This window comes from Niallia sp. FSL W8-0635 (genome assembly GCF_038007965.1).
Taxonomy (GTDB): Bacteria; Bacillota; Bacilli; order Bacillales; family Cytobacillaceae; genus Niallia.
This window is the reverse complement of record NZ_JBBOYD010000002.1, coordinates 293,492-306,609: the sequence shown is the minus strand read 5'-3', so window position 1 is coordinate 306,609 and position 13,118 is coordinate 293,492. Positions and strand designations below refer to the sequence as shown.

The 13,118-nt window shown below is 36.4% G+C and carries 11 protein-coding genes; 3 read left to right on the top strand and 8 right to left on the bottom strand.

From position 1 onward, the window contains the following. Positions 1–2: 2 nt before the first annotated feature. The 8 genes from NYE52_RS23820 to NYE52_RS23785 all read right to left on the bottom strand — a co-directional run bounded on the left by NYE52_RS23820 (position 3) and on the right by NYE52_RS23785 (position 9,892). The gene (locus tag NYE52_RS23820) at positions 3–2,951 is read right to left on the bottom strand and encodes a Tn3 family transposase (RefSeq protein WP_031538329.1); all 2,949 of its coding nucleotides are present in this window, start codon (positions 2,949–2,951) and stop codon (positions 3–5) included. A gap of 70 nt (positions 2,952–3,021) precedes the next feature. Then, complete coding sequence (locus tag NYE52_RS23815) at positions 3,022–3,606, bottom strand: recombinase family protein (protein WP_031538330.1); 585 nt, start codon at positions 3,604–3,606, stop codon at positions 3,022–3,024. A 204-nt stretch (positions 3,607–3,810) separates the two neighbouring features. Continuing rightward, complete coding sequence (locus NYE52_RS23810) at positions 3,811–5,148, bottom strand: glucose-6-phosphate isomerase (RefSeq protein WP_031538331.1); 1,338 nt, start codon at positions 5,146–5,148, stop codon at positions 3,811–3,813. A 240-nt stretch (positions 5,149–5,388) separates the two neighbouring features. Then, complete coding sequence (locus tag NYE52_RS23805) at positions 5,389–5,880, bottom strand: hypothetical protein (RefSeq protein WP_031538332.1); 492 nt, start codon at positions 5,878–5,880, stop codon at positions 5,389–5,391. Between the two features lie 346 nt (positions 5,881–6,226). Then, complete coding sequence (gene gnd / locus NYE52_RS23800) at positions 6,227–7,120, bottom strand: phosphogluconate dehydrogenase (NAD(+)-dependent, decarboxylating) (protein ID WP_031538333.1); 894 nt, start codon at positions 7,118–7,120, stop codon at positions 6,227–6,229. A gap of 198 nt (positions 7,121–7,318) precedes the next feature. Beyond that, entirely contained in the window at positions 7,319–8,791 is a 1,473-nt protein-coding gene (gene zwf / locus NYE52_RS23795; RefSeq protein WP_031538334.1) for a glucose-6-phosphate dehydrogenase, read from the bottom strand. A 96-nt stretch (positions 8,792–8,887) separates the two neighbouring features. After that, entirely contained in the window at positions 8,888–9,052 is a 165-nt protein-coding gene (locus NYE52_RS23790; RefSeq protein WP_155986760.1) for a hypothetical protein, read from the bottom strand. Between the two features lie 474 nt (positions 9,053–9,526). Continuing rightward, positions 9,527–9,892, bottom strand: a complete 366-nt coding sequence (locus NYE52_RS23785) for a winged helix-turn-helix transcriptional regulator (protein ID WP_031538335.1) — start codon at positions 9,890–9,892, stop codon at positions 9,527–9,529. 203 nt (positions 9,893–10,095) lie between these two features. Here NYE52_RS23785 and hxlA point away from each other — a divergent pair, with 203 nt between their 5' ends. From hxlA to NYE52_RS23770, 3 genes are all read left to right on the top strand, one after another. Next, positions 10,096–10,728, top strand: coding sequence for a 3-hexulose-6-phosphate synthase (gene hxlA / locus NYE52_RS23780; protein ID WP_031538336.1), 633 nt, complete (start codon positions 10,096–10,098; stop codon positions 10,726–10,728). An 8-nt stretch (positions 10,729–10,736) separates the two neighbouring features. Continuing rightward, positions 10,737–11,294, top strand: a complete 558-nt coding sequence (hxlB, locus tag NYE52_RS23775; RefSeq protein WP_031538337.1) for a 6-phospho-3-hexuloisomerase — start codon at positions 10,737–10,739, stop codon at positions 11,292–11,294. 358 nt (positions 11,295–11,652) lie between these two features. Further along, a complete protein-coding gene (locus NYE52_RS23770; RefSeq protein ID WP_031538338.1) occupies positions 11,653–12,639 on the top strand; it encodes a Gfo/Idh/MocA family protein in 987 nt (328 codons plus the stop codon). The last annotated feature ends 479 nt before the right edge of the window (positions 12,640–13,118 follow it).

Genomic DNA, 13,118 nt, shown 5'->3' with positions numbered 1-13,118 from the left:
TACTATACAGGAATATCTCCCTCGATTGGTTGTGGAATATTTTCTAAATCGATCATATAGTCTCCGAAACGTTTTATATGCCTAGTCAGATAAGGGCTAAGCATGACAATATCTTCTTTTGAAAATACATAGCCTTCTTTAGAAAGTTCCCACAAAATAAGTGTTATATCACATACATTTTGGAATATTACTGCGTTGGCAACTAAATCATTATATTTAATTCGCTTTTCTTGTTCTTCTGGATCATTTTCTGAAATGATCCCATCGCCACCAAAAAATAGCCATTTGGAAAAGCCGTTATATGCTTCGACTTTGTTTGTACTAGCACCAATTTGCTCTCTTAGTTTTATATCAGAAATATATTTAAGCAAAAATACAGTTCTTACAATCCTTCCTAATTCCCTAAAAGCTTGATATAATCGGTTTTTTCTACTATAGTTACTTAGTTTTCTAAGTAGTGTAGAGGGTAATATTTTACCAGCTTTTATAGAAAGAACCACTTGGAGCAGATCTTGCCAGTGTGTTTCAATTAGGTCCCAGTCAACGGTATCACTAAACAACTGATCAATGTGGTGATATTTTGTGTCCTTATCAGCCCTGTAAAATTTTAAATCCTTCCAATTTCGAATACGAGGCATTAAATTAATCCCCAATAAATGTGCAAGTGCAAAAACAGGCGTTGATTGACCTTGCGTATCAGCATGTAACGTATCGGGCTGAATGTCTGATTTATTTTTCAGCAAACCATCAATAATATAAACTGCTTCCCAAACTCCACATGGAATGAAGTGACTAAAGAGTGCAATATAAGTATCTGAAACATGATGATATGCAATCCCCCCATAACCTCCGTATCGAATGTGGTATTCAGAGATTAAGTTTTCTTCGTAGAGATCAAATTTTGTTCCATCTGCAGCAGCCGTTTTTCCATCACCCCATAGTCTAGGCAAACTAAATTGATTGTATTGATTTAAAATATTACGAATAGCTTCGTCTATTTTAGATGCATTAATATGTCGCCGATTTACAAATGAAATCATGTGTGGGGTTACTGCTTTTTTCATGTGCTTAGAAGTCTGTGTTGGTCCTAAATTACATCCGTATCCAAAAGAAGTAATGATATAACGTTCCATTGCATTTTCAAGCTTAGGATCTGAACCAGATAATGGTCCAAAATGCCGTGTCCAATTTGTCCAATGTTCTACATTACAAAGAATATCTAAGACATTTCGTTCAGGTAAACGTTGAGAAATAACTACCTCTAACGCCTTACTTGTCTGAGGTTGTTCTTTTCTCATTATTTTTCTCAACGTTGGTTCTCCATTTTCATTAATGATTACCTGGCCGTTATCAGGGTAGTTTAAATCTACTTTTTGTGCAGTATCTCCTAGCCAGAGCTTTAATTGTTGAACAAAATCCCCTGAATTTGAAGAAAAGCCAAGTTCCTTACAGTATTCATCTACCATAGGTTTACACTCATCCCAAGAAAGGAGCTGTTCACGGTAATCAGCAAAATTCTCTGATCCTTTTACACAAAGGTCTCCCGTTTTTAAATCGCTTGCAAGATAGGAAAAAATACAGATTTCAAGGTGTTTACGATGGATTAAGTTATTTTCTTTAGGTACATAAATCGTTTTTTTCCACTGTTCACTAGCAAATGAAAGATCCAAATCTATTTGTAGATTTTCAATTTTTCGGTTCTCATTATCACGTAAAAATTGTAAAGCTTCTAAAAGTGATTGATCCTGTGTGGTTGAATTAATTTCAATCATACTAATCAATCTAAAAAGAGTTTTCCTGTGGCTTTTATAGAACTTCCATAAAAGAGGAAGGTAGTTATTGCCATTATATGATGAAATTGATTCACAATCTTCTTTTAATGCGTCGATACCACCTCTTCTCCCTAATAACTCCCTTATTTTCTGACCAGTCAAGGTATCGTTCTCATTTATACTTGTGGCATTTAAGACTTCCGCCAAAACAGATATAAGATTTTCAGTTTTTGATCTATGTTTTTCTCGAAGAAGTTCTAGCTCCTCTTTGCCTTTGTTATGTATAGTTCTGACTCTTTTGAGAAACATCTCTACCAAACTATCTATAGCTGAAATTTTTGAGCGATAAATCATACAAAGTAGCAGCATATATCTTTTAGCTAAATTAAAGTCTTTTAATTCTGATGCATCAAGCGCTTTTGCTTCTAAAGCGAAGTGTTTAATTTTTAAATTTGGAATATCCTCTAGTAAGCTATCAATTTCTTCTATAAAATCAGTTAACAGAAGTAACCTATTTTGTATTTCTTTCATATGCGAAAGTGTTGCGCTTTTTGGAATTTCTTTTAATAAGTTATATTCAGAAGTCCGATTATCATTTTTAGTAACTAGTAATTGATCTAATTTTCGCTCAATTTCAGGAGTCAATTTTGAAAATACTGAATTAAATAACTGGTGATTCACTAATGTTCTTATACGACGAGCCAATCGATCTAATGTACTAAAAGCAGGTAATTCACACCTTTCTTTTATTAATATTTCAATGGATACGTTGATAAGATCGGCTGGATTGTCCATTACCTGTGTAGCCTTATAAATTGAAGTAGTTGCAATATGTAAGGCTTCTTTTCCATAAGGACGTACATTGAGGTAATCTCTAATTGCTTTTTGATGTCGGTAAATTGATTTACTATTGTAATTCGGTTCAACACTAGCAGAGAGATTCAAACAGGTCCGAATATGAATCATGATCTCTACAGGAATATCTTTCGGTAGAGGAAAGTAACCAAGTCGTTGGAAAGACTTTAACATAACTAATAGACTTAGAACTGAAACAGGTCCTCTAGCAACTTTATGCGCAAATTGGTTTTCTTCAGGTGTAGGGGAGTAAACATCACGAAGTTCTTTTGAAGTAGGACGTTTTTTAAATCTTGGATAAGCCGTACGTTCTATAGATGCCAAATTACCAACTCCATTCAAATTAAGTTGGGGGTGGTGACAGAGTAGCTGCCCTAGTCCGTCACATAATTCCCTAAAAATATAAGAGATTTTTAATTTGCTTCTCTAGTTTTCTTTTATTAATCGCTCGATATAATGATCCCTGTGAAAGTCCTGTACCTTCTACAATTTCTTTTACCGAGTATTCTTTACTGTCATACATCCTCAAGGCTATTTCAATTTTCCCTTGATCCACTTTAGGCCTTCCTAGTTTTTTTCCTCTTCTTTTACTCGCTTCTAACCCTTCTTTAACTCTTTCTACAATTAAATTTCTTTCTAACTCTGCGATGACACACATCATTTGAAACATGGCTTTTCCTGTTGATGTTCTTGTATCCATGTTCTCCTTAATAGAAACGAACTTTACACCAGTATCCTCGAATTGCTGAATAATAGAAAGAATATCAAGTGTTTTTCTCCCTAAGCGTGAAATACTTTCTACTACAACGGTATCACCTTTCCTTATTACATCTAGCAATGAGTTAAGTCCATCTCTATCCTTTGTAGTCCCAGTAAATTTCTCTTGAACCATTTTTTCACAGCCGTACTCAGAAAGTAATATAATTTGTCGGTCTAAATTTTGGTCAACTGTCGAAACTCGAGCATAACCGATTATCATAAAGAAGCCTCCTGCACAATTTAATAATCTAATTGTACAAGAGACATCATTTTTGTAAAAGTATTTGGTAAAACTTTTGGTAATTATTTTTGGTAACCTATAAAATTAGTAAAATCAAGCATCAGTATTTCTCATAAATATTGTTACAAAAAATATGGTTTTTGGTAACAATCTTTTTATTAATACAAAACCAATCAGATATAATTATTTTGATAAACGCTCCATGAGAGTAGCTTTTTCTGCTTCAAAACCAGGTTTGTCAAGTAAAGCAAACATATTCTTCTTGTATGCTTCGACTCCAGGCTGGTCAAATGGGTTAACTCCTAATAGATGGCCACTAATCCCACATGCCTTCTCAAAAAAGTAAACCATCTCACCGTAAGTGTATTCATTCATTTCATCCAGTTCAATCACGAGATTAGGTACTTCTCCATCTATATGGGCCATAAGGGTACCCTGAAATGCACTTTTGTTGACTTCATCCATCGTCTTACCTGCCAGGAAGTTTAATCCATCAATATTTTCTGGATCCTCCTGAATAGTCACTTCAATTCGAGGTTTCTTAATCTGTAAAACCGTTTCTAAAAGGTTTCGTCGACCTTCTTGTACATATTGCCCCATGGAATGCAAATCCGTTGAAAAATCAACGGAAGCAGGGAATAGCCCCTTTTGATCTTTTCCTTCACTTTCCCCAAACAGCTGCTTCCACCATTCCGATACGTAGTGAAGGGAGGGCTCATAGTTAACAAGCACTTCAATTGCTTTTCCCTTATTGTAGAGTACATTTCGGACCGCAGCATACTGATAGCTCTCATTTGTCAATAAATCAGGATTGTTGTATTTACGGGCTGCTGCTGCTGCCCCTTCCATCATATGATCAATATCAAGTCCTGCTACGGCAATTGGTAAGAGACCAACTGCTGTTAGCACAGAATACCTTCCACCAACATCATCCGGAATAACGAACGTTTCATATCCTTCTTCGTCCGCAAGCTTTTTTAATGCGCCTTTTTTCTGATCTGTAGTAGCAAAAATACGTTTTCTCGCCTCTTCTTTTCCGTATTTTTTCTCCATATAGTCACGGAAAATACGGAAAGCAAGGGCTGGCTCTGTCGTTGTTCCTGATTTAGAAATGACGTTAACAGAGATATCTTTCCCCTCTAATAGTTCAAATAAATGAGATATATAAGTAGAACTGATATTCTGACCGGCAAAATAAACATGTGTCTTATTGTTCATCTGGTTATGAAAGCTATGGGACAGAGATTCTATAGCCGATCTTGCCCCCAGGTACGAACCACCAATACCAATTACAACCATTGCGTCTGAATGTTTCTTGATTCTTTCAGCAGCTTGTTTAATTCTTTCAAATTCACTCTTATCATAGTTTAGTGGCAAATCGACCCAACCAAGATAATCAGAGCCGGGGCCTGTTTTTTCATGTAGCATTTTATGAGCCACTTTTACAAATTCACTTAGATTATCTACTTCACTCTTTTTCATAAATGCTAATGCATTGGAGTAATCAAACGAAATAGTCATACATTACTTCCCCTTTCAATCAAATTTAGCTTAGCTGCTTCAATCGGAGATCCTTCTCCGTAAAAAAGATCTCTCGGCATAGTAAAACGTTTCATGTTAGTGCATTCTCCTTTTCTACAGTATATAAGGGAAGTTTTTAAAAACACATTTAAACTCCCCCTTTTCAATTTTGAAAAATCCTTAGTGGGACCGTGTAATTATCAATAGCGTACATTAAAAGATAGTTAGTATTAAGAAAACTCAATGGTCCCTCTCTACATCGGCACTTAGTATGTCTTCTGTTTTGATTTCAAGTAATATTTCCAAGAATCTTATCGTTCCTAATACTTTTCGAGTGTCTCCCTCATTTTGAACATTCTCCATTTTCTTTTGTTGGATCAGTTCACTTATTACTTGCTTGAAAGCATTGGTTTTTATAAGCCATTCTCCAACCAGTAGCTTAGTTGAGTCTCTCTCGTGTTCGGTTTTGACAGCAAATAAACTTTCGGTATCTGTCTCTCTTAACGTGATTGAATTAAAATCTTCGCTCATTTGAATCCGAAAATAATTCCTTTCACTATCATAGTATTTTCCGTCCCTTAGAAGAAAATACTCTATCCCTAATACTATTTCATAAAAGGGCTCATTATCTGATGGAGAATGGAGTTCTTTTACTTCGATATTCTTCACCATGTCTAAATAGGTTTCTAAACCATATTGTGTGTTAATGATTTTTGCATCCAATACGTTCATGATGTCACACCTCAATATTGTTTTATTTTTTTGGCTCTGTTAAACTTGTCTGTTGGCTCCAGGTGCTCGCTTTCCGCGGGCGAGCCGGGAGCCTCCTCGGCGCTGTGCGGCTGCGGGGTCTCCCTTGTCCTGTTTTTCCCACAGGACGTTGAATCATCATCCGTGAATAGGCACCGCACGAGAAAATGTGAATGCATTTTCGAGGAGTCTCGCTCCTTCCGCTTCAATCAACATAGTTAGCACTATCAACGACTTAAGTAAATCTACCAATTTTTGGGATATACCAAACTAAAAATCCAATGAATTTCCGGCTCATTTTAACGAAAGACATATACAGCAGATGACTTTATGATTTTTCCACAGCATGTCCGCCAAATTCATTACGAAGGGAAGCTACCACTTTACCTGTAAATGTATCATTGTCTAATGAACGGTAACGCATTAGTAAAGACATAGCGATAACAGGGGTAGCTGTTTGAAGATCCAAAGCGGTTTCAACTGTCCATTTCCCTTCCCCAGAAGAATGCATAATGCCCTTAATTTCATCTAATTTTGCATCTTTAGAAAATGCGCGTTCTGTCAATTCCATGAGCCATGAGCGGATGACAGAACCGTTATTCCACACCCGTGCCACTTTTTCATAGTCAAAATCGAAATCGCTTTTTTCCAGGACTTCGAATCCTTCACCAATGGCGGCCATCATTCCGTATTCTATTCCATTGTGGACCATTTTTAAGAAGTGGCCACTACCAGATTTCCCAGCATATAAATACCCATTATCTACAGCTGTATCTCTAAAAATCGGCTCGACAATGCTCCATGCTTCAGGATCTCCACCAATCATATAACAAGCACCATAGCGAGCACCTTCCATCCCCCCAGAAGTACCGGCATCCATAAAGCTCACTCCAACTTTCTTCAACTGTTCGTAACGACGAATGGATTCCTTATAATGCGAATTACCAGCTTCAATGACGATATCTCCTTCACTTAGAAATGGTGTGATTTCACTAATAACTGAATCAACGACGGAGTGTGGGACCATTATCCAAACAACTCGTGGCTTTTCTAATGATTGAACAAGATCTTGTAAACTGGATGCTCCTTCAACTCCATATTTTTTAATTTCTTCAATAGTATTTGTATTTAGATCAAACGCCATTACACGGTGTTTATTGTCAATTAAGTTTTTTCCTAAGTTCATACCCATTTTCCCTAATCCAATTAATCCTACTTTCACTTGAGTTTCCTCCTTTAAATTACAAAAAATAGCGTGTATTATTATGCTACCCATTTGTTGTTCTTCATGGTCTCCTTATGGAACCATAAGGATTCAACAAATACTTTAAGTTCCTTGGGTAAATCGCGTAACAATTATCTGTCAAATCCAACCTCGGTTTGCTCTCTTCATACCAATAGCCTTCCAGGGAGGTGCGGATTAAACTCCCCCCCTGGTTTCCCACCATTTAAAACCATCCTCCTCCAATAATTGCGAAGCAGCTTGTGGCCCCATCGAACCGGCTTGATATAGGTGGAGTGGAAGGGCATTTTCCTCAAACGCCTCTAAAACGGGCTGTACCCATTTCCAAGATAATTCAACTTCGTCCCAATGAGCAAAGAAGGTAGAGTCCCCACGCAGAGCATCGAATATTAAGAGTTCATAAGCTTCTGGTATGTCTTTTGTACTTGCTGAGAAGTCAACAATTATCGGCTCCAAATTTCCATTTGTTAAATTTTTGCTATTTAATTGCATCGACACACCCTCATTTGGACTTACTTTGATAACTAATAGATTGGGTTCTGCAAATTGATTCTCGTTAGTATACACATTTTTCGTTGGATTCTTGAATTCAATCACAATCCGCGTCGACTTTTCCTTCATTCTTTTTCCTGTCCGGATATAAAATGGCACCCCATCCCAGAATGAACTATCAATCCATAAACGAGCAGCCACAAATGTATCGTTTGTGGAAGAAGCATTCACTCCAGGTTCTTCTAAATATCCGACTACAGGTTTACCCTTTATTTCCCCCGGTCCATATTGACCACGAACAACGTGGATACCTACAGTATCTTTCTGTACAGGCCGAAGAGAGTCCATAACTTTTCTTTTCACTGTACGGATATCGTTCGTGCTCATCTGTTTTGGCTGATGCATGGCCGTCATCATCAACAGCTGCATCATATGATTTTGGACCATATCACGAATAGCCCCTGCTTTTTCATAATAACTAGCTCTCTCTTCTACACCAACCGTTTCACTAGCCGTTATTTGCACATTGGCAATATACCGATTGTTCCATAGTGATTGCAGCACAGGGTTGGCAAATTCTAAAGCTTCAAGGTTTTGAACCATCGGTTTTCCAAGATAATGGTCAATCCTGAAAATTTCGTCTTCTTCAAAAGCTTTGCTTAGTTTTTCATTTAAATCTTGAGCAGATTTTAAATCACGCCCAAATGGTTTTTCGATCATTAATCGTTTCCATCCTTTTGTCGAGCCTAATCCACTCTCCTTGATGTTCAAAGCAATTACATCAAAGAATTCAGGAGCAACAGAAAGATAAAACATTCGATTCTCTTCAATACTCTGGTCTTTTTCATTTTGTTGAACGACTTCAACTAACTTCTTATACCCTTCAGCATTCGTGAAATCTAACTGGCAATAACGAAATGCCTTTACAAACTCTTGTTTTTCGGATTTATCATTTATCAAGTGTCTAGAAAAAGTGTATAGCGAGTCTGTTACATGGTTTTGAAAATCAACATCAGACATTTCGTCTATTCCTACACCAATGATCAAAAAAGAATCTGGTAATTTTTGATTCAAATATAAATTAAACAAGGCAGGGTAGATTTTTCGCTTAGCTAAATCCCCAGTTGCCCCAAATAAGACAAACGTCATAGAATCCACTTTTCATTCCTCCACTTTTTCAAAGCATTTTCAAATAGAAAAATGTCTGATTTTCTTCGTTTTCCCTACAAAACAACAAGGATTTTCGCTATTGCGTTATCCTACTTTTGGATGTAAGTTTCGTTTATTTCTCCCAGCTTGTCCGGTAATAATGATATCTCTTAATTGAGAATGTCCACATTTTGGACAGGTTTCATTATTTATGGTGATGATTAGACATCTTTCACAAACTTTTCGCTGCTTAGTTTTGAACCTTTCCATGCGGATCTCTCCTTTCGTAAAAAGCAACAACATGTATAAATTATTAAATGAAGTTTCACTTCATCTCACCATGCTTGTAGCAGTATTCCCTTAAGGTTTGGTAGTATTCTTTAAGCTCGCTATTACTTGAGCAAAATCAGTATATTACGTATGTTATATTTTTGAAAGTACGCACTTTATTAACATATAGATACATTGGTATAACATAGTGTTAAAAATAATACTATAAACTTGAATCCAATACCAAGAGTGAAAAGCCAAGGACAGCGATTATACAAGATTCGCTGCCCTTGGCTTTTTAGTAACTGATTCTTTTATTAAATGTTGTGTTTAAATGTTGTGTTTTTTCAACCTTTTAAATACGTAGAGATATAAAAAAACACGGACAGCATCTTTATTAAGATAGCTAACCGTGGTTTGTTAGTATATGAACTTTTTTACACTTTTTCGAACCCCTAGGAGAAACACTTTTTTCTACTGAATAGACGATTTGTTTTCTGTTTCTTTTTCCAATACATTCTCAATATAATCTTTACCCCAGTCATACATAGCATCCAGAATAGGCATCAGACTTCTTCCATACTCAGTGAGTGAGTATTCAACTTTTGGTGGAACGACAGGATAGACTTCACGATGAACAATCAAATGGTCTTCAAGTTCGCGCAATTGATTAACAAGCATTCTTTGAGTGATACCCGGCATGAGGGCCTTTAGTTCACCAAAACGTTTGGTTCCTTCTTTTCCTAGATGCCACAATACCAACATTTTCCATTTTCCACCAATAATCGAAAGAGTCAATTCTTTTTCACAATTAAACACTTTTTCCCCAAGATTCGGCATTCATTTCACCTCCAACCCTTATTATGTCCCATAGTATACTTTTTGTTACTATATGATAAAAAAGTGCATACTTTTAATTTAGTAACATACCCAGTATACTGAGTATCATACCGTTAGTAAATAGCTATCAATTGGATACAATAACACTGTGCAAAAGAAAGCTATACGGCACAATATACTATTATATAAGGAGCGAGTAATAAATGAAATTACAATTAGCATTAGATCTTGTAGATATTCCAGGAGCCATTGAATTGGTGAAAGAAGTAGAAAATCATATAGATGTTGTAGAAATCGGCACGCCGGTTGTGATTAATGAAGGCCTTAAAGCAGTAAAGGAAGTGAAAGCTGCCTTCCCTAACTTAACTGTATTAGCTGACCTTAAAATCATGGATGCAGCTGGATATGAAGTTAGCCAAGCATCTGCAGCAGGCGCTGACATCATCACCATTCTTGGTACAGCTGAAGACGAGTCCATTAAAGGTGCTGTAGAAGAAGCAAAAAAACAAGGTAAACAAATCCTTGCTGATATGATCGCAGTTAAAGACATTGAAGGTCGTGCGAAAGAACTGGATGAACTAGGAGTAGATTATATCTGCGTTCACACAGGTTATGACCTTCAAGCTGTAGGAAAAAATTCTTTCGAAGACCTTGCAACCATTAAGAGCGTTGTAAAAAATGCGAAAACTGCTATTGCAGGCGGAATCAAATTAGAAACACTTCCAGATGTGATTAAAGTACAACCAGATCTTGTCATCGTAGGTGGCGGTATCACAAGCAAAGACGATAAAAAAGCAGTTGCAGCTAAAATGCAAGAATTAATTAAACAAGGTTAATTATAACTATGAAAACTACTCAATATTTAGCTGAAGTCGTTCAAGAATTAAGTCGGACAGTCGACTTAATCTCTGACGAAGAAGCAGAGAAGTTGGTTAATAAGATTCTGGAATCCAAAAAAATCTTTGTTGCAGGTGCGGGCAGATCTGGATTTATGGGCAAATCTTTCGTGATGAGAATGATGCACATGGGGATCGATGCTTATGTAGTCGGTGAAACTGTAACAGCAAATTTAGAAAAAGGTGATTTGTTGATCATCGGTTCAGGTTCAGGTGAAACGAAAACCTTGGTTTCAATCGCTGAAAAAGCAAAAAGTTTAGGTGGGACGGTCGCAGCTGTAACGATTTCCCCTGACTCCACGATTGGAAAATTAGCTGATATTATCATTAAATTGCCTGGATCACCGAAAGATCAATCTGAAAGTGAATACAAGACCATACAACCAATGGGGTCACTTTTTGAGCAAACGATGTTATTATTTTATGATGCATTGATCTTGCGTTTTATGGAAAAAAAAGGCTTAGACTCTACTAAAATGTACGGCAAACATGCCAATCTCGAATAGAGTACACTTTAAAAAATATGGAAACATCGTAAAGACCGCATTTATTTCTTTTATGAATTGCGGTCTTTACTGCATATTACAAATAACACAGTCCATACAGGAAAGAAAAAATAGCCTCTGATTCAGTCCCTTCTATGGCCGGATCAGAGATCATTATTGGGTGGGGCACAGCCAAGAATTTAGCCATCACTCACAGTATGAGCCCTATTTGGGTTATCACCAATATTTCACTGGTAGGCCCCATGTCTATATAAGTTTTTTTATGGGAAAATAAAATCCTATTGGCGATGAAAAACGCTTCATAAGTGTAGTAAACAAAACTCTTCGTTTTATAAAACAAAGGAATGAGGTTGAATAAATGGTTCGATTCGGCGTAATCGGTACTAATTGGATTACAGAAAGATTACTTGAAGCAGCAAATGATGTAGAAGATTTTAAACTAACTGCTGTTTATTCTCGCACGATTAGTAGAGCAGAAGAATTTGCAAGTAAATATGGAGTAACAAAAATATTTACAAACCTAAAAGAAATGGCAGTTAGTCAAGAAATTGACGCGGTGTACATTGCTACTCCCAATTCATATCACGCAGAACAAGCTATTTTATTTTTGCAAAATGGCAAACATGTGTTATGTGAAAAGCCACTGGCTGTTAATGCAACCGAAGTAGCGAGGATGATTCAAGCCTCAAAAGATCATAACGCCCTATTAATGGAAGCAATGAAATCAACATTACTTCCAAACTTCAAGGTCATTCAAGATAATTTACATAAAATTGGTCCTATCCGTAGATACTTTGCAAGCTATTGTCAGTATTCATCTCGTTATGATAAATACAAAGAAGGAATTGTCCTTAATGCCTTCAATCCAGAGTTTGCGAACGGTTCATTAATGGACCTTGGTGTCTATTGTTTGTATCCACTTATTACATTATTTGGTGAACCAAAAGAAGTGAAGGCAACTGGCATTATGCTTGATTCGGGTGTGGATGGTGAAGGTAGCGTCATCTTAAAATATGATGATAAAGATGCGATTGTGATGTATTCCAAAATAACGAACTCTTATTTACCAAGCGAAATTCAAGGCGAAAAAGGAAGTATCATGATTGATAAGATTCATACGGCTGAAAAAGTAGAAATTCACTACACTGACGGCACGGTTGAACAATTAACAGTCGACCAATCTCATCCAGCTATGTATTACGAAGTGAAAGAATTTATTGAATTAATCAACCGAGGAAAAACAGAGTCTGATACTAACTCATATAAAAATTCATACACCACGATACAAGTGTTGGATAAAGTGAGAGATGAAATAGGTCTTGTATATCAAAGTGATCATAAGTGAAAAAACACAAAAACCCCTACAGCGACTTGTATTATTCTCTTGAGAAATTACGAATCTGGCCTGTTTGTCGAAGAATAAAAGAAATCGTTTTAGAACTTACCTAAACTATTTTGCATCCATTCTTTTTTATAAGAGCATTATAGCATTTTCTACCCGGCTAACAAATTTTAAAGGACTTTTGCTTATTATGCAAAGGTTCAATGCTCATTTTTTAAGATGTGTTTCTTCTTTAATTTGTGATTTAGTTTAAGTATTCCTTAATAGGAGTAGCAACAATGACACTACCCCTATTAGGATCCTACCAACAACCGCACTTTTCTGACCCCACCCTACCCTACAGAGTAAAAAGGGTTGTAAATGTAAAAAAAATCCATGCTATGACCCTTTTTTACAAGTACCTCGGTCGTACCCCTTAAAGGTGCATTTACACAAGCTTCAGCCGACGAACAAAATTATGCAGTTTGATTTTTATATTTTAT